Raw genomic sequence first — 17,599 nt, forward strand, 5'->3', positions numbered from 1 at the left:
CCAAATCAACGACGAAGCCTCAGTTTGCCGGCGCGCGGGACCTTGCGCGTCCGAGATCGAAGGTGGCGAAATTCATTGCCCGCGGCGGGCCGCCGCCAAACCCTTGCAATCCGGCCCTTGCAATCCGGAAACGTTCCTCTTAGGGTCCCGCGCTGAAAATAGGCCGCGCCGCCATAGCTCAGTTGGTTAGAGCGCTAGATTGTGGATCTAGAGGTCCCCCGTTCGAGCCGGGGTGGCGGTACCAATAAAATCAATGGCTTACTAGATAATCCGAGCGGCTTTTCACCTCCAAAAATAAGTTTGTCGCCACCGGATAGCCACGCGAGCCGTCTTCAAGCGCCTGCATGGTCCGGCGGCCATTCGCCAGGAAACCGCCGACCTCCATCGCGATCGACCAGCAGCGGCATCCCCTTCGTCGCCCGCCAAGCAACTTCCCAGGCTCGCTGTTCCGGCGAATCGCGCTTGATCCAAACGCCCAGTAAAGAGGGCTTAGCGAGTAACGCCGCGCCGCCGCAAACGTCGGTCGGAGGCAACCCAGCTCGCGGCCGCTTTCATCCCCCATTGGCGGTGGGGAAACTCGTGGTTTTCAGATCGCGAGAAGATCTTGGAGCAGACGAGCAGCGCCGAACATGTCGCGCGTCAGTGGCCAATGATCATCCTTAAAAACATCATCGCTAACAATTTCATCCGCGCGACACCAAAGGAACGCACGCGCCTTCACCTTCAGACCAGCCAAGGTCTCGGCACGCAATTCAATAATTTGATCGACGATCTCCGAATTCTCGGACGAGATCTTCTCGAAAACCTCTTCGGTCACGAGTAGATTATCGCTCCCGTCAAAGCAGGCCTTCTCTCGCTTCCAGCCCTTCTCAAGCACGGCTCCAAGGGCCAGCAGTTCCGCATCTGCGGGAATGGTCGCTTTTCCCGCCGCTATGGCCAAAGCTCCGAAGGCGGCGCCGGCCGATCCGGCGGCGATGAAACGACGGCGATTCGGCGAGCCGGGATTACTTACTGGAATGGTGACGTCCTGCATTAGAAAGCTCCACGAATGGTTGTAATCAACAGTTTATGTTGATACCATCCGCGGAGTTATTCCGTCAATAGAAAATGTTGAAATGATACCTTCCCAATGCCGCGCGGCCCGCGCTCTGCTCGACTGGACACAACCCAAGCTGGCCGAAGCCGCGGGCCTCGGCCTCTCGACGATCGTGGATTTAGAACGCCAACGCCGCGCAGTTTCCGCGGAAACCCTTTCAACTATCCGCACTGCCCTTGAGTCCGCCGGCGTCGAGTTCATTGCCGAGAATGGCGGCGGCGCCGGCGTGCGGCTGAGGAAAAACACAACGTGAGAAGCTGGAATTATAGGATTGTCCGCTATGCGGACGGGCGGGGCTTCGGGCTCCATGAGATTTTCTACGACGAAGCCGGCGTCCCCGAAACAATGACGGCCGAGCCGATCGCGTTCACGGTCGAGGCGGAAGAAGGCCCGTCGGATCTTGTCGACATGCTCAAGGAAGCGGTTTTCGACGCGGAAAATAGCGGCGTGCTGGATGAAGCCGTTATCCTCGGCCGCGGCGCCCGCTCCGACTCGACTGGATGAACGCTCTGCGGACCACAGAGGCGGCGCAGGTGTGCGGCTGAGGAAGGGCGCAAAGTGAGCTTGATCCACAATGAACGAACCAAGCTGACGGCAGCCTGGCTTAATGCCTTGGCTGGCGCGGCATCGGCCGCCGGGGTCATAGCGCCGCTCGCCGCGGCATTCTATGGCGTCGCGAGCGCGCCGGCCAACGGCGCCCTGCTTCTCGCCGGCGTCACAATTTGGCTTTTCGCCGGGATAGGCCTACATTTTGCCGCGAGATATGTCCTTCGGAACTTAAAGCCATGACCGAGCTTCAACTCATCGGCTTTTTCGTCGCGCCGCTCGCGCTTCTCGCCGTCGGCTGGGCCGTGGCGCTCGCCGTCGATTGGCGGGCCCATCACGGCGACTGAGCATCAGCGTTACAGGCACTCCATGCACCGGTGGCCCTCAAACTTTTTCTGCTTCGGATAACGACTGGATCGAGACTCCCCGCGAGTTCGGCATGAGATTGCCGCGCCGTCAAAATATCGCGAGCCGGCCTAGAAGTCAGGCCGCAAAGACGGATTGTAGCGCAGCTCCGTCTGCAGCATTTTCGCAATCTCACGCGAGTGCTGACGAAGTTTGTCGAGCGTGGTGCCCTTCTCAGCGCTGTAATTGACCGCGATGTTGAAGGTATGGCCGCCCTGCGGCTGGGCCGCACCGCCTCCTGAAAGCGCGCCGCGTAGCGCCGCGGCCGGGCCGGCTGGCACGATCATCTCGCCCTGATGGACCTGCGCGATCATGTCGCCGGGGAGTTCCCAAGCGCCGGTGGCGAAGCCAGGAATACCGATCGCGTGTAAGATCGAGCCGAATATGCCGCTACCGCCGCCCCCACCGCCGGCGCCGCCGAGCAACGATCCGATCGCCGAATTCTGGAGCGCTGTCTTGATGGCGTTCTCCATCGAAGTCAGCAAGGAATTCCCGACATCCTCGGCAAGCTGGACCGCGAATTGTCGGCCGGCGCTCCTGTTGCCCTGAATGAGCGCCGACGTGATCGCCGAATTGAGCTGGCCCGTGACCGCGCTCCAGCCCTGATCAAAAGGCTGCTGCGCCTTCTTGGCGTTCTCTTCTTCGATCTTAGCCCTACGCGCGGCCTCTTCACTCGCGATCTCAGTTTTTTTCAATTCCGCATTGCGATATGCGTTTGTGCCTTCACCCCAGATCTGCATCAATTTGTCTTGCAGCTGCGTCTCGCGCGCGGCTCGATCCGAGGCCACGGTTTCAAGCTGTTGGGTCTCCTGCTGAACGGAGATCTTATGCTGAGCGGCCTCGGCTTTGATCAGCGCCTCCCGCAAAGCGAAGCCGTTCAAGGCGATCTGATATTGCGATTGCGCGGTCGCCGCCGCATCCTGCTGCCCCTGCCGATCGGCTGCGGCTTGCGCCGTCCTGACGCGCGTTTCAGCATCGATCCGCGCTTGCGTTCCTTGGGCATAGACCTGATTAATTGCGGTCTGATTGGCCCTGGCCTCAGTCAGGGCTGCCTTGGCGTCCGTGTCGCCGCTCTTCGCCTTGATCAAGGCGTTCTGTGACCTTACCAGGTCGAGTTCCTGTTGCCGGACACGCAATTCCTGCCGAGCAGCTTCCGTCCCGAGCTGGGTTTTGGTCGCGAGATCAGTTGCGGCGGCCTGTTGCTCACGAAGCGCGGCGAGCGTGGCGCGAGCCGTCCGCAATTGATCTTCGCCGCCCTGAATGTCTTTCTGCGCGCTGGCAAGGTCCGCGAGTTGCGTCGGCGTTCCGCCCGCAGCTTGCGCCTTGAGACCCGTCATTTCTTGCCGGAGCTTGGCGAGCGTCGTCGTCGCCTTCTCCATGTCGGCGTTCCAGGTCGAACCATCCGGCGATGTGGTGAAGCTCTGCCAATCGCTATTCAGCCCTTCGATCCGGCGCTGAACCGCATCGATCTTCCCTTGGAGCGCATCCATCTGCGTCGAAATCGGATTAGCTTCGCCCGTCACCTTGTCGGATTGAAGCTTGATCTGCTCTGGCGTTAAGGGCGTTGCGCCGATCGCTGCTTTTCGAGCATTCCATCCTTCGACGACCTTACCGATCAACTCTGTTTCACGTTCAAGTTTTGAAGCTGTAATGTCCGCAGCGATGTCGAGACCGCCCTCCGCTGCCGCCGCTTGGCCAATTGTCTCAATAAGATCACGCACTTTGGCGGCTAACCCACCGACGGCAGTGCCAGCCCTTCCCCACCTTTCAACCAACATCCCCAAAATTGCGCCGATAGCTGTCATTTGATTGCCGCTTCGCGCCGCAGCATCGGCATTAGCCAGCTCAGCCGCGGTCACATTCGGCATTTCCGCCGCGATCTGTTTGACCTTCATAAGCGGATCATCAAGTGCTTTTGCAAGCCTGCTCCAGGCTTCAGGCAACTTTTCCCCGGAAGCCTTGGCGAAGGCCGGCAGAACATCGATAAGCAGCGACTCAAGCTCAACTGAATAATTGTGAATTGAGGTGATCTGCGCCTGCATGGCCGCGGCGGTCTGCGCCGAAACGTCCGGGATTTGCTGGAACTTAGCCAACCATCGCGCCGTACCCTGGCCAGCGTAATTATAGGCCTGCTCGACCGCCGTCAGGTTCCCGGCAAATGCCGCCTGCGTGGAAACCGCCGCGATCATCGCGCTTCTGCTTTGATCAATCCCCGCGCGCCATCGCTCCGCCGAACTGATCCAACGATCAACCCCACTCGCGCCGGAATTAATGGCCGCGATATAAGCCTGAATGCTCGAAACGCCACTCCTCGCTGCGGCTGCTGCACTTCCAATCCCGGATGCAATAGATCCAAAAGCCGAGCCGACGCCGCCGCCGATCGAGCTGGTCGCATCAATGACGCCACGAAGCGCGATTGTCGTGGCGGCGGCTGTTACCGCAAAATCACGAAGACCGTGCTGATCCGGTTCGACCTTAACCGAAGCCAGTTTCGAAATCGAATCATCGAGCCGCGCAAATGTATTGTTCAGCGCAAGGACGTTGACACTCGACGCAGAGGAAAACCGTGAAATATTGGTCTGTAGCTGGGCGGTCGCGGCAACGACGCCGGCAATATCCGCGCCAAATTTGATGTCGACGCCATTCGCCATTTTTAATGATCCGCTTCGTTCGTAACGTTTGGCTTGAGAAAGCCGCCCAGCGTGAGAATTGCTGTCGCCGCCGCGTCAAGTTCCGTGAACGATCCTTCAAGCCCATCGAAATCCATGATGTTTTCGATGTGATCTCGCGCGAGAGCCGCCCGTAAGACGCCGATGCTTTTTTGCGCCGGCGGGTCATCGTTCTTGAGGACCTTCTCTACACTGATGAGTTGACGCAACGTGAGAGGCCTAATGGTCCAAGTTGACGGCCCAACTTTAATTTCAATGCTCATATGATTTTCTCCTCTATGGCCACGCGCGGCGATCGCGCGGACGCGTCTGTTGATAGGCGATCTTAAATTTCTGCTTCGCCTGGCGATCATGATCGCGTCGCAGATCGGCAAGACGTCGTTTGCCGTCGGCCCAAGTTGCGGCTGCCCGCGCCATAGCCTGCGAGGTCGTATCGTCGCGAGCGTCCTTCAACATATCCTGCCTCCCAGAAGAAAGCGCCGCGAGAGCGACAGAGCCACTAACTCTCTCGCGGCGCTCCTCCGCCGGCCGCATGTCGCAAGCCGGCAGTTATCGAGGCGGCGCGTCGGGATCACGCCCCTCAATAACTATTGAACTATTGCAGCGACGGCGCCCAACGCACGAGCTGCGCGACAGCAACAGCCGCCGGATGGCGCATCTGGAAATCATGCGCCTGGATAGCCCGGATCGCGGTAGAATCCTCTACGAAAAGAGAGTGCAGATTTCCTTGCGAATCGTATATTGAGCCTTCCCTCGAGGCCGCGAGCTCGAGCTCCATCGAATCGAGAACGATCGCTTCCGTCATCTCGGCGAGAATGACGAAGGAGCAATCCTTATTCATTCCGGCCGCATCCCAGATGTTAATCGGGATCTGATTAGACACGTAGACGGGGATGCCCCAAATTTTCCGCGTGCGAAGCAGATCTGGAAACATCGGCAAGGCGATCGAATTGTAGAGCTGCGCAAGACCAACCAGAGTGCGGCCGTGCATAAAGAAAGCGCGGCGATCATTGGGCACATTGGCGATTTCGAGCTTGGCGATTAGCCCGTACAATTCGGCGAGGATAGTCGAGAGCGTATAGTTTCCCGCCGACGTGATGAAGTTTCCACCAACCGCCGCAGTGGAATTGGCGCTGGAGGACCAAAGCCCGGCCGACCCGCCCGTGAGCATGGCCCATTGATTGGCGAAGCTGAGGAAGCCACGAGGTGTGTCTTGCGTGCCGTCGCCAACAATGAAGTGATAATCCTGCTTTAGCGCCAGTACACGAATTAGGTCATTGCGCACCATCGCATCGATGCCGGGGTCGTCGCCATACCTAAGCAGGTCATTGCTTAGGCGGACCATTCCGGTCAATTTTTTGTATTGGCCGATGATCTGACCAAACGAAGGTTGAGACTCGGCGATCGCGCCGCGCTCGCCTTGGTACGTCGCCGCCGCGACTGAGGTCTGGATCGGCAAAGTGAGCGTTCCATGCGGCATAGAAATGGTGAGCGGCTCAGCCGCTCGAACCGCGATCTTCGGATAGAGGAAATCGACGATTTCCGTAGCCTGCTCCGGCGGGACAAGAAAGCCCCCCGATGAACCAATGCCTGCGATCAACGCCTTGTTGACGGCCTCGCGCACCGGATGCCGTTCGCCGTAGAGCGATTTGACGTGCCCCTTTAACGCGACGTGCGAGCCGCCCGCTGCGGCCGCGGCGCGAACCATGGCGCCGACGACGAGACCCTTGCTCGAGCCGAGGCCGCGCTGCTGGGCCGCGGCGTCCGACGTAAAGGGATCGTCCTGGGCCTGAGCGTAGACGGTCCGGCCGGCCCTGAGCGCGGCAATATCGGCGTTGATGTCGTCGATTTCTTTGTCGATAAAGTCGTAGCTTTTCGACTCCGCCGCCGTGAGCGTCGAGCGGCCGGCAAGATAGTCGAGCCGCGACGCCTTCTCCTTGCGTCTTGCCGTCAACGCGTCGATCCGCGCCTGTTGTGCTTGTGTGGTTGGCATTCTTATAAACCTCAGATCATAGATGATAGGTCGCGCCCTGGATCATCGCGGCGGCGAGGCGAAACTTGAGGGCGAAGTCTCTCCCGGCAACACAACGCAGGAGGAGCGCGTCCTCCGCAAAGGCCGAATGCGTTCCTCCGCTATCTGTCCACAAGCCGTTTTGGGCAAGCGCAAGCTCAAATTGCGGGCCTTCAAAAATGATGGCCGTATCGGCGTCGCAAATATAGATTTCGGTCGTGTTCGAAGTCGAACCAACAGTGAGATTTGTGGGAATAGTCGTGGTCGAGAAGAACGGAAAGCCAAGCAGCGTCCCCCCCGCCATTTCGCGTCCAAACACCGGATAGCCGGACGTATCGAGCCAGGTGCGAAGAAACAATTCCGTCGCCGGATTGAAAGCCCAAGTTGGCTTAATCATCGGCACGTTTGCGGTAAGCAAAAATTGCGCGGCCGCCGCGAACTCGCTTAAGATCGAGGTCGTGCTCACCGAGGGATTTGAGGTGACGACCTGGCTAGAACCTATCGCGAAGGAGCGCAGGCCGCGCGGTTGAGATTGCATGCCATCGGATCGAATGTAGGAACTGTCCTCTGCCCATGCGATCTCGGCCGCTAGATGGGTGCCGATGATCTTATCCGTGCCCGGCCCGGCAAATCTCAAAAAATCGCCACTAAGGGGGATCAGCGCAACGAGCCGGTTCGCAGCCGCGCGGATTTGCCCGAAGGCGGGTTGCGATTGCGGAATAACGACATTGCTTTGCGAGAGCCAAGCCGTCGATGCGCCGGCCATAATGGTCGGGATGGATAAATTGCCGCGAGGAAGGTTAACGACCTGGGCGCCGGCCCGGCGCATCACAGTTCTCGGCAACAGAAGCGGAATCATATAGTCGGCGGCGAAATCATCGGGGATCAAAAAGGCACCGGAAGCGCCGTAGTTAGACGATAAAGCCTTTGCGAAAGTTTTCGGGATGAAATGGCGTTCGCCGAAGCTTTTCTCAGCGATCTCGATTTTTCTCGAGCTGTCGCGTTCATGTGCGGTCGACGCGACAAGGCGCACATAGCCGCCGAGCGCAGCGGCGGGATCATTATAAGGATCGCGGGCAATCGGCGCGGCGTAGGGCATGGGAGGATCCTGTTCAGACAATGACTTTGCAATGACCAGGGCGCTGGGATTGGCGGGGATGGCGACCCCACTTAGCTCGAGAGGCGTCCAGCGCTTGAACCGGAAGCCGCCGCCCTTTATCGGCTCCGGAGGATCGAGAGCCATAAAGCCAACCGAAACTCCGCGTAAGTGACCTGACTTGAAGAGCGCGCAAATCTCATCGCCTTTCGCCGAAACGCCCTCAGGCGCAAAAGTGATGTGAGCCTTGACGTTGGCGGCGCTGACGCTGAGCTTCGCACTCCCGAGCGGCTGCATCGGGTCATGCCCGAACAGGAAGGGGACCACGCTATCCGCCGATTCGACGACGCAGCCGAGCGGCTCGAGGATATCGCCTTGGCGATCCAAAGTCGCATCCGAAGCGATTGCGACGATCTCGCGCGGACCGAGTCCTGCGGCCTTCACAATCGGCGCGGTGAAAGTACGCTTGTTCATTCACTGGCCTCACCCGCTGGCGCGTCGACGAATTCAGCGCCGCCGGCGCGAACCAATTTTTCGGCCTCAGCGGCTGCAAGAAGAATCGTATCGCCGGCCTGATTCGCGCCGCGCCGCGTGAGTAGGAAAATCTTCACCCGGCCATTTACGTCAGGCGTTGGCGCGGGCGCTTGGCGCGGATCAGGGCCGGCGAGTTTCGGCGCCGGCTGAGCCGCTGCCGCCGGCCGCGGCGCGACGTTGAGGGCGATGAAGCTGCGCCAAGTTTCGAGGCCCGCCTCCGTCGCGGTGTTCTGAAATTCGACGCGCTCGAGCCCGAATTTGCCCGGACTGGGAAGCGAAGCTGCGACGCGTTCGTAAATCGCCCTGGCGTCGGCGTTGGCTTGAAAAAGGAAGCCCGTGGCGCTTTCGATTTTAGCGGCGGCGGCGCGAAGCTCCGCGCGCCCCGCCTCGGCGCGGGCCGTATGAACCTCGTCCGTTAATCGGCGCTCCCGGAGGCGCAGGCGCGGGATCGCCTTGAGGGCCCGATCGATTGCGAGCTGCGCACGATCGCGGCGCAAGTTTAACTCTACGAAATCAGCATCGAATACATCGTCTCGGTCAAGCAACGATTCTCGCTCGTTCGCGACCGTGGCGAGTTCGCGCCGCGCCTCGAATTCCGCGGCCTCAAGGCGCCCGATCGCCGCCGACACCTCGGCGAGCTGCGCCTCGATATTGAGCGAGGCATCCTTGAAATGGTTCAGAAGAGATTCGACGACTTTTGCCATGCCGGCGATGAAAGCATTCGCTGCTGAGCATGCACAGGGGGGTCTGTGCTCAATTCTCACCTACGGCAGAATCTCGGAGGGACGCGGGAAACCGCGCCTGCTCGCTGATGATCCGGCGTAGAGAATCCTTCTTAAGAATCCTACCGCCCATCATCCAGCGCAGTTCAAGCAACATAGCGAAACGCGGGCGATCGGAGCGTGCGCGAGAGGGCCGATGTAGATCCTTTTCCAGCTCTTCGGCCTGCGTCGACATGAAGCCCCCGTAGAAGCCGGACACCTTGCCGATCAGCGCGTCGCGATCCTGATACCATAAATCGGGCTCGAGCATGTAAATCACCGCGCGGAGACGGCGGCGCTGCGCTTCGTTGGGAAGGCCTCCGTCGCGCACGACGGTCAACGCAGATACAGTATCTGCGAGAGCCGGCCAGTCGGCGACCGCGAGGCGCAGAGACGGGACAGGCTCGAAGGAAGGAAAGGATTGTTTTTTGGCTTTCATGTTCGTTTTACCGAATATTTTGGAGTGCCAAAACAGTGCCATCAGTGCCATGATTTATGGCCGCCGAAAAAAAACCTGCGCGTGGGGGAAAATCCGGTTGCAGCGGACCGGCCGGCCGGGAAATCAAACCCCCTACCCCTCGTCGAGCCCGGCGATCTCCCGAAGCAACACCGCACGGCAATAGAACGCCCCGACGATTCGTCCGCCGCCGCCGATCTCGCCGCGTGCGACTCGCACCCAACCCGAGGCGAAGGCGTCGCGACCCGCATGACGGCCGCCGTTCCAACAGTCCGCAAACCTTGCGATAGGCCCGATCGACACGCAGAGCAGGGTCTCGCCATAACCGGCGTCTGACGCGACAACCAGAGCCCGCCGGCCATCGATCTGGAAAATTAGGTGAACCCGATCCGCAGCCCGGCCAGTCCGCTCGCCTCGTAGAGGCGTTGCGCCGCATCTAGCCAATTCACGGAGCCCTGCCCGCAACAGGTTTCGCCATGCCCGCTCCGCGAGCGTCGGCTTATGCGGCTTCGGCTTTGGCGCAGGCTTCGGCCTTTGTCGCTTTGGCGAAAACTGCGGGCAATGCGGAGCAAATGGCCTTTTTCCAACACCCCTTATATATTTTCGCATATCTATACCTTAGCTTTTGCTAAATTCTCACGCGTCTATGGAAACAAGGTCATTTGACCCGCATTGACCGCAGATCAGGCCTTGGCGATGCGCCAGCGAAAGACCTTGGCGTGATTGTCGCGCTCGCCCTTTTCAAGCTTGCGCCCCCCGATGATTCGTCCCTCGGATCGCGTGAGCCAGATGCTCAACCTCCGGCCGTTGACATTCCCCGAGCGCCCCGCGACGTTGAGCAACAGTTCCCTGAATTCGCCGCGATCTTCTTCGGAGAGCGCCGGACGCTTGCCCCAGAGCGCGGGTTCGTTATCCGCATGCGAAATCAGCCCGATCACGTCGCCGACGCTGAATTGCTCCGGGCCGAAGGCTTGCTCCAGATAGGCCAGGACGGCGCGAAGAGCTTGAAGCGCCGAATCGCCTTCACGTGCCGTCTCGATTAAACCCGCCGGATCCGCCACACCCAGCCAAACGAGTGGCTCCCGCACCATGCGGCTCCAATCGGCGAAAGAGGCGAGCGGCGGGAGATCGAGTCTATCGCTGGAAGCGAGGTAGCCTTTCACGATCACGAGAACCGCTCGGAGGTATCGCGCGCGCTCCGCAGCAACGAGAGCAACGGGGTCAAAGCTGAACTCCCGCGATTCCGGCCGCTCTATTCCAGGGTCGAGCTTTATCAGCAATGTCCTTCGGACAAGGTCACCAGAGACAGAAAGCGCGTTGCCTGTCGCAAAAAATGTGCTTGTATTCTCGATCTCTATAATAGTAGATGCCCCGAGCGCCCTCAGTTGTATAATTGGCCGCTCGATCGCCTGACAAAGCAAATTTGACTGTATTTCGCGATTTACATTGTCTAGATTTATGATCGAATAGCCTGCAAGCAACGCCCCAACAATCTGTTTTTCAGTTTCAAGATCATCCGCGCTCACGGACTGGACAGGACAGCGCCTACCCGTCGCGAGCATAGCGAAAAGATCGACCAAAAATGACTTTCCAGTTCCCGCCGAGGGCGCGCTGATCGCATGGAAGGGCGCGCAGCGGAGAGCCGGCCGGACGACGCTGGTTATCAAAGCTGACAGCGCGCCGGCGTGCGAGACGCTATCGACGAAAGGAAATTCGGAAATCAAAAACCCGATATCTTCCAACGCTGCCTCGGCGTCGGCCCGCGTCGGCTTATCTGGAATCTTGATGTCGCCGCCCGCCCAGAACGAGTAGAACCCCGATTTTGCGTCAAAGCCTGGCGCGGACAGAATAGACCCGTCTCGGCGTGCGGTTGGGCATGAGACCACGCCGATTATGTGCTCGAATGGCCAATGACCAGCCCCTCCGGCGATCATTGATGGCAGCTCTTTCGGCACATTGTCGAGACGCCATTGCCGTTCGCGGATATTGAATTTTCGAAATTGAATATGCTCGGCGCAGACCCTCATGATGGCGCGGACCTCCTGCCCATGTAAGGCAGGGGCACGCCCTTCGCTGCCGCCCGCAAATTGGACCGTGGCGAGCTCGGGCCGCACCAAGATTCCGCCGCGTTCGAATAGCGCCGCACGCGCCGCGAGATGAGATTCCACCTCGCGCAAAATCCGTCCCTGCTCGCCGCGGACGACGTCGACACAAGGTCGTCCACCGTCCGATGATGCGCCACCGCCGGGAGGGCCGCTAGGTGGATCACCGGGAGGTCCGCCCGGCGGCCGATCTCGGCTTTTTTTCGGCCGAGCCAAGATCTCAGCGTTATATATATGTTGAAGGATGATTTTATCTCCCGGCAAGGCTAATATTTCTTCGCCTTCCGAAAAATTTGCGCCCTCGAGTACCTGGACATCGACTTCGGGCTTTTTGTCGTCCGAGCTTTCCATGCGTTAGCCAACTCTACGGGAAACAGCGGCGGCCTTCGGCGGGCGGCCGCGTTGGGCGCCGCTTCGCGAAGCCGCATTAGGCGATGCGCCTGCGCTTGTGGAGGTCTGGGCCTCACCGATCTGGTTTAGAGCCCAGGCATCAAGCGCCGACGGCTCATAGAGGACGATCGATTCCCCGGCCTTTCGGAAAGGCGGCCCGCCACCTACTACCGCGTATTTGGCGAGAGACCGCTCAGATCCGAATCCAAATTTTTCGCGAAGATATTGCGCGGCCGCTTTACGGCGGAGAAATTGTGCGGGCTGCATGTCGCCGTTCCCTTCGAAACACCCGGATAAAGCCGGGAACAGCAAGAAATTTTATGCATGCTTCTTTGGTTGTCTTGCGCAAAATGCCCCGATTTAATTGTTCGGCGCTCGGCGGCCACACGGCTCAATTTTGGTTGTCGATCAATCGCGCCGTCATTTCTATCCGGCGCGGCCTTCTCGCACCCGGCGGTACAAAATCCGCAACATGAACGGCGTCCAACAGTTGAAGCGAGTTTTTTTTGACGCGATCACTAAGGCATCGAGGATAGAATGCGTGGCCAAGAGACCGTCGACGCTATCGGCGAACGCCTCAGCCGGACCAAGCATTTCGGCAAATCCGGACGCACAATCGCGTCTGATCCTGTCAATTCCACATTTGTCGAAATCCGCCGCTTCAACCATCGCGGCCTCGATCGGCTTTCGATGCCCTTGTGTGAAGAGTTCATCAGCGATAAAAAGAACGCCTTCATACGCGCCCCAAAGGGACGGCTTCTTAATCAGATCGCCAGCCCGCTGGTAAAGTCTCTTGCCCCTTAGCAAGTGAATGCGGAACTCATGAATAGCGTCGATCATACGATAGGCAGCAAGTCGCTGCGTTTCCGCACTCGTCTCACCTATACTCAACTCTGCGACCAAATCTTCACTTGGCCAGCCTTCGTCAATTTCAGGCCGCTCATATTTTTCTTTTGAATACCATGGCAGCTCCCCCGCAGGTCGACCTCGCCGATTGAATGCTACGCCGCGCGGGAGGCGACCACGCCATAGATCAGGGATCACGTAGGCGGCGTCTTTCTGCAATTGCCGCGACGCCTGGCCGCCGGCGAGCGCAATGATGATTTCCTCGAGCGACGCGGCAGGGCGAACCGCCGTCATCCGCGGACCACGCCCTTACCATCCATCGCCGCCGAGATCGTCTCCCCGATCGCGTCGGCCGCGCGGCGCAGAGGATCGGCGTCGAGATGCGCATAGCGCTGCGTCGTCGCCGCCTGCGTATGCCCGAGCAACTTTCCAATGATCGGCAAACCCATGGATGCGCCCGCGCCCACGCTCGCGAACGAATGCCGGAGATCATGAATCCGCAGGCCCTCGAGCCCCGCGGCGCGCGTCACGGCCGCCCAAGGCTTTTTCAGATCCGTTCGCGGCAGGCCAGGCTTGGCGCCGGCGATGAGGTGCGGATTGTCGACGAGGCGAGGCAAATCGTTGAGGACGTCGAACGCCGCCGTATTAAGAAAGATCGGCTTCGCGCCCGTTTTCGAATCGGGCAGAAAAAGAGTTCCACGCGCGGCGTCGACGTCGCTCCAACGCGCATTGAGAATCTCGCGAAGGCGGGCGCCTGTCAGTATCAAAAGCCTAATCGCCGCGATGGAAAAGGGGTCGACCATGACGCGTCGATTTTCCAGCTTCGCAGCGTGCTTCGCATTCGGGCCGCTCTCGTCGACCGCATAGGGCAAGCCTTCGGTCTCGGCTAGACGCAAAGCCTCGCCGAGCCGGGCGAGCTCGTCGGGCTTCAAAAAGCGCTCACGCGAGCGCTCCTTGAAATGTTCGATCCGTGCCGCCGGATTGGCGTGCGTCTCCGGCAACAATCCACGATCGATTGCCCATGAAAAGAGCTTCGAAACGATTGCGACAAAACGATTGGCGGCGATCGGATTGGCTCCCAAATGCGCGTGCATGGTGGCGACCTGGCTGCGCGAAAGCTGCGGAGCCTTGACGCCGCCATGCGCCGCGCGGAGTTTGGCCAAGGCGATTCGATAGCCGACAGCCGTTCCCACCTTCAATTTTACAGCGACATGCTCGCGATCGAAGACGTCGATCAATTCGGCAATAGTCGGGGAAGCCCGCCGGGCGATCTTGTCGCATTGAGGATCGACGCCCAAACGAACATGCGCCAAAGCCGTCAGCGCGGCTTGTCTGGCTTGCTCTACAGTCATGGCGCCGTAGCGGCCAAGAGTGAGTCGGCGCTTTGCGACGCCTCGACCGCCAGCGCCCGGTCTGTACTCGATGAGGAACGATTTGACGCCGGAAGGCATCACTCGACAGCCAAACCCTTTCACGTCGGAATCGAAAAAGATAAACGGCCGTTCGCGCGGCGCGAGCTGATCAACCATCCGCTTCGTAAGCCGTTGGGATTTTGTCGCCACCGGATAGCCACCGAAAAAGAAATCGTGGAAATTAGTGGAAATGACTATAGATCTGTTATCCTCTTAATTTCAAGTAATTAGGAATATACATAAATTTGCGTAAATTAATGGAAATAATATAAATTCAGATTGTGGATCTAGAGGTCCCCCGTTCGAGCCGGGGTGGCGGTACCAATAAAATCAAAGGCCTATGTTGCGTACCCCGATAGCCAGAACGCCGGAAAGTCCATCGAGGCAACAGGAAGCTTTCTAGGCTCCACGCTATTCACAAGCTCGCAATAATCTGTCGCTTATTTGGTCATCGGGCCCTCGCCGCCCCTTGCGCCCGATGCTCAAGCCAGTTCGGCCCCACGTCTATGGGCCGGGCGCCGAAGGCCGAGCATTTGAGCTGCTCCCGCGTCCGAGAAACCGGTAGGCCGTCAGGGAGCGTCGACACGTCCGCACGCCCGGCGTGTCCACAAGCGCATTCCGCCGCGATCGATCGCACGCCGAGCGCGCGCAGTTTCCGAAGGACATAGGTGGTCCGAGATAGCGGGACATGGCAGGAAGGCTAATCGATTGTCTGGCCGACGCCACGATATGCTTGCGGATACGATCCAAGTAGAGTCGCCGAGTCAGCGACTCTACGTCACCTCGAAGTGAAGCAAAGAAACAAGAAGCGAGACGACCCTCGGAGCGCCAGAATATATTTGAAGCTCGTCTCGCGATCTTTTAGCCGCCGGTTTTGAGATTGGTCAGCGCCTGCTGGACCGCGCTGCTCGAAATCTTAGGGGCAGAAGCGGAGGCGACGGGTTTGTAATCTCCGTCTGCGTCCTTGACCCGCCCAGCGCCCGATGTCTTGTAATCGCCGTCGGCGGCTTTGGCATTGGGGGACACTGTCTGCGTCGGCGCCGTATAATGCTGTTGCGACGTCGTGTTGATTGCAGAAATCGACATGTCGAATCTTTCCAGTTGATTCTTTCGCCAGGAAGCCGGGCGAGATCTCGACACTGGAGTGGATGGATTACGAAAGGCTACGGATTTTCGTTCAAGTTATCTGACTGAATGTCGATCCAGCTGCCGAGCTAGCTGCACACCGCCAATAGGTGGCGCAACTTGCGCCGACAGTCTATCCGTTAGCCTCACCCATTCCGCGATTTGCTGCGACCGCTCGAGCGTCGTCGGTTCCGCCCGATGTAGATTTCTTCTCCGGCGCCCGCGACGATAAAAAGCCCCTAGCGCGCGGCACACGCCGGGGGATTGAAACGCCCGATACGCCAAGCAAGTGAACCTTGGCATAATCGACTTAGCCGCTGGGCCTTGCGCCTGGCTGGCGCTTGGCGCGTTCTTGAACAAAAAGACGGCAATCACATTATGCGGATCAAGGTCGCGCGTCATTAAATTCCAACATGATCCGCGACGGGTGCCCCGCCTGCCGCCTAAAACCAGCGTCCCCGCCCGTACCAGCCGCCTCCGCCAAGGACGAGAATAATAAGGATAATGATGAGAATCGTCTGGGTATCCATGATGTCCAACCCTTTGGATAGATGGCTTTTCAGCAAGATCAGAGCCTACTTAAGCTCGTGCACGAGATGCTCGGAATGGCTCGGTTCGACGTTTGCCGCCGCAGGACCGGTTATGGCGCCAGTCTGCTGCCTGCAGACAAAGCAGCCCAAGCAGAGCGACGCGAAGCGCGAATGGCCAAGAAGTGTCCCTTACTTTCTCATGCGCCATTTACCAACCATCGAGGCGGGACATTGGTTGCGTCTCGATCCCCAATATGTAACCGGCCGCACCACCCCGGCTTTGAGTTTCCTGTTGCGGCGGGCCTCATACTGCGACTACTTGGCGTGAGCGTCGCCTGCTCCCGGGCGGTCAGGCGGCGCGCGTGATTCGGGAAGGACTGGCCTTTCTCCTCGGACTTATGATCATCGGATGACTGGTCGGACCGCCACGGCCCTAATACCGCTCCACGAATTGCAGGCTCGCCAGAGGCTTTCCCTCGCGCCGAAGGTCGGCAAGATACGCCTCGCAAGCCCTGCGGCAGGCGTTGAATTCTCGATAGTCAGATCGCCGGAGTTCCGAGTTGAATTGCGGCGTCAAAGGCTCTACGGTCCGAATTTGAGTTTCCCGTAGCGGGTGACGAGGCGGCGGGTTCGAAGCAAGGCTCCAAATGCCGTCCGACGCAAATGCTTCGACCGTCATTGGCCGCCCCTATGTTGCAGCTTGAACCGCGCCAGCCGCCAAGCCGCGACGGAGAGGTTACGGAACGCATAAGCGATATTGATCAAGCTTTGGATCATTTGGCCTCGATTGCCGTCTTGATCGAATGACCGAAAACCTCGGCGACTTCCTCGCCCTTGGCGGGGACAGCGCCGTGGAGAAAAGGCCGCGGCGGGATCTTGCTGGTTCCGAGTTCCTGATATTTGGCGATCGGGCTATTGGCGCCAACGAAACCGATCTGATGAGGTTTCGCCAAATGCGCCGGCGTTGAACGGCTTCGCAACAGGCGACGCGCCGCGCGCCTAACCCTACGGCGCAAACGCGTGGTCGAGTGCGAATCAAAGTCGATTTGCCTAGGCGAAAAACCCTCCAGCCAATCATGAGCATTGCAGGCGGCGTCGGTCAGATGAGATCGACGCTCGGAATCACGCCTGTTGCGGCTGGCGACGACCCGCCGCCCGATCCCATAACGCTTGGCCGTCGCCCCGCCTCATCTCTACTGGCTCTATCCCCAAATTGCATAGCATTCGAACATCCCCTCAAACCGACAATTTATCGGTCGTCGGCACTATTCGTCTGCTCGGCGTTCGACCGAGTCGGCCGAGTTGCCCATGGGTTCGTCGATGTCAACGAAATCAATCGTTATTCTGAAGGAAGACTGCAGCATCAAAAATGCGCGACGAATTGTTGTGACAATTCGCGAAGTCTTCGACAGAGGCGAACATGCAACTGTCGACTGCAGCGGCGTGGAACAGGCCGACATCAGCCTCATTCAGCTTCTCGTCGCTAGTCAGAGAACATTCCACAGCCGCGGCCTCCATTTCGAAATCGTCAATCCAGCCCATCCATTGCGCGCCGCCGTGGCGCGCGCGGGATTTCAGCTCGATCTCGCCGCTGGACAAATTTGCTAAAGGAAAGGCGC

At 59.2% G+C, this 17,599-nt stretch carries 16 protein-coding genes, 1 tRNA gene and 1 pseudogene; 4 read left to right on the forward strand and 14 right to left on the reverse strand.

Annotated features, from left to right (window positions below; genetic code table 11):
- Positions 1-167 precede the first annotated feature (167 nt).
- Positions 168-244 (forward strand) — tRNA-His (locus tag METAC_RS0111145).
- Between the two features lie 342 nt (positions 245-586).
- Here the strand turns inward: METAC_RS0111145 and METAC_RS0111155 are convergent.
- The gene (locus tag METAC_RS0111155; protein WP_026607094.1) at positions 587-1,033 is read right to left on the reverse strand and encodes a hypothetical protein; all 447 of its coding nucleotides are present in this window, start codon (positions 1,031-1,033) and stop codon (positions 587-589) included.
- Between the two features lie 82 nt (positions 1,034-1,115).
- Between METAC_RS0111155 and METAC_RS0111160 the strand changes: the two genes are divergently transcribed.
- Together METAC_RS0111160 and METAC_RS0111165 are read left to right on the forward strand one after the other, a co-directional pair.
- Positions 1,116-1,349 carry a helix-turn-helix domain-containing protein gene (locus tag METAC_RS0111160; protein WP_026607095.1) on the forward strand — a complete coding sequence of 78 codons (234 nt, stop codon included), beginning with the start codon at positions 1,116-1,118 and terminating at the stop codon, positions 1,347-1,349.
- Complete coding sequence (locus METAC_RS0111165) at positions 1,346-1,600, forward strand: hypothetical protein (RefSeq protein WP_026607096.1); 255 nt, start codon at positions 1,346-1,348, stop codon at positions 1,598-1,600. The genes METAC_RS0111160 and METAC_RS0111165 overlap by 4 nt, the downstream gene beginning before the upstream one ends.
- A 518-nt stretch (positions 1,601-2,118) precedes the next feature.
- Here the strand turns inward: METAC_RS0111165 and METAC_RS0111180 are convergent.
- The 13 genes and pseudogenes from METAC_RS0111180 to METAC_RS0111265 all read right to left on the reverse strand — a co-directional run bounded on the left by METAC_RS0111180 (position 2,119) and on the right by METAC_RS0111265 (position 16,933).
- A complete protein-coding gene (locus METAC_RS0111180; RefSeq protein WP_026607098.1) occupies positions 2,119-4,698 on the reverse strand; it encodes a coiled-coil domain-containing protein in 2,580 nt (859 codons plus the stop codon).
- Between the two features lie 2 nt (positions 4,699-4,700).
- The gene (locus METAC_RS0111185) at positions 4,701-4,979 is read right to left on the reverse strand and encodes a hypothetical protein (protein ID WP_156898189.1); all 279 of its coding nucleotides are present in this window, start codon (positions 4,977-4,979) and stop codon (positions 4,701-4,703) included.
- A gap of 332 nt (positions 4,980-5,311) precedes the next feature.
- On the reverse strand, positions 5,312-6,709 hold the full coding sequence (locus METAC_RS0111195; protein ID WP_026607101.1) for a phage major capsid protein: 1,398 nt from the start codon (positions 6,707-6,709) through the stop codon (positions 5,312-5,314).
- Positions 6,710-6,725: 16 nt separating this feature from the next.
- A complete protein-coding gene (locus tag METAC_RS0111200; protein ID WP_026607102.1) occupies positions 6,726-8,297 on the reverse strand; it encodes a phage major capsid protein in 1,572 nt (523 codons plus the stop codon).
- The gene (locus tag METAC_RS0111205; protein WP_026607103.1) at positions 8,294-9,061 is read right to left on the reverse strand and encodes a hypothetical protein; all 768 of its coding nucleotides are present in this window, start codon (positions 9,059-9,061) and stop codon (positions 8,294-8,296) included. Before METAC_RS0111205 ends, METAC_RS0111200 begins: the two co-directional genes overlap by 4 nt.
- Positions 9,062-9,110: 49 nt before the next feature.
- Positions 9,111-9,608, reverse strand: coding sequence for a hypothetical protein (locus METAC_RS0111210; protein ID WP_156898190.1), 498 nt, complete (start codon positions 9,606-9,608; stop codon positions 9,111-9,113).
- Positions 9,609-9,689: 81 nt separating this feature from the next.
- The gene (locus tag METAC_RS26815) at positions 9,690-9,878 is read right to left on the reverse strand and encodes a hypothetical protein (protein ID WP_026607105.1); all 189 of its coding nucleotides are present in this window, start codon (positions 9,876-9,878) and stop codon (positions 9,690-9,692) included.
- Positions 9,879-10,258: 380 nt separating this feature from the next.
- Positions 10,259-10,855 (reverse strand): hypothetical protein, encoded by a 597-nt coding sequence (locus tag METAC_RS26480; RefSeq protein WP_156898192.1) that lies wholly within the window; start codon positions 10,853-10,855, stop codon positions 10,259-10,261.
- Between the two features lie 1,638 nt (positions 10,856-12,493).
- Positions 12,494-13,207 (reverse strand): hypothetical protein, encoded by a 714-nt coding sequence (locus tag METAC_RS0111235; RefSeq protein WP_026607106.1) that lies wholly within the window; start codon positions 13,205-13,207, stop codon positions 12,494-12,496.
- Positions 13,204-14,076, reverse strand: coding sequence for a tyrosine-type recombinase/integrase (locus METAC_RS0111240; protein ID WP_245257558.1), 873 nt, complete (start codon positions 14,074-14,076; stop codon positions 13,204-13,206). Before METAC_RS0111240 ends, METAC_RS0111235 begins: the two co-directional genes overlap by 4 nt.
- 171 nt (positions 14,077-14,247) lie before the next feature.
- Positions 14,248-14,442 (reverse strand): annotated as a pseudogene (locus tag METAC_RS27115) (Arm DNA-binding domain-containing protein); the annotation flags it as partial.
- Between the two features lie 744 nt (positions 14,443-15,186).
- The gene (locus tag METAC_RS0111245) at positions 15,187-15,411 is read right to left on the reverse strand and encodes a hypothetical protein (RefSeq protein ID WP_026607108.1); all 225 of its coding nucleotides are present in this window, start codon (positions 15,409-15,411) and stop codon (positions 15,187-15,189) included.
- Positions 15,412-16,753: 1,342 nt separating this feature from the next.
- Positions 16,754-16,933, reverse strand: a complete 180-nt coding sequence (locus METAC_RS0111265) for an HK97-gp10 family putative phage morphogenesis protein (RefSeq protein ID WP_198017204.1) — start codon at positions 16,931-16,933, stop codon at positions 16,754-16,756.
- A 367-nt stretch (positions 16,934-17,300) separates the two neighbouring features.
- Here METAC_RS0111265 and METAC_RS27450 point away from each other — a divergent pair, with 367 nt between their 5' ends.
- Positions 17,301-17,588: an STAS domain-containing protein gene (locus tag METAC_RS27450; protein ID WP_198017205.1), complete on the forward strand. Its 288-nt coding sequence runs from the start codon at positions 17,301-17,303 to the stop codon at positions 17,586-17,588.
- Positions 17,589-17,599 lie beyond the last annotated feature (11 nt).

The organism is Methylocapsa acidiphila B2 (assembly GCF_000427445.1).
Lineage (GTDB): Bacteria > Pseudomonadota > Alphaproteobacteria > Rhizobiales > Beijerinckiaceae > Methylocapsa > Methylocapsa acidiphila.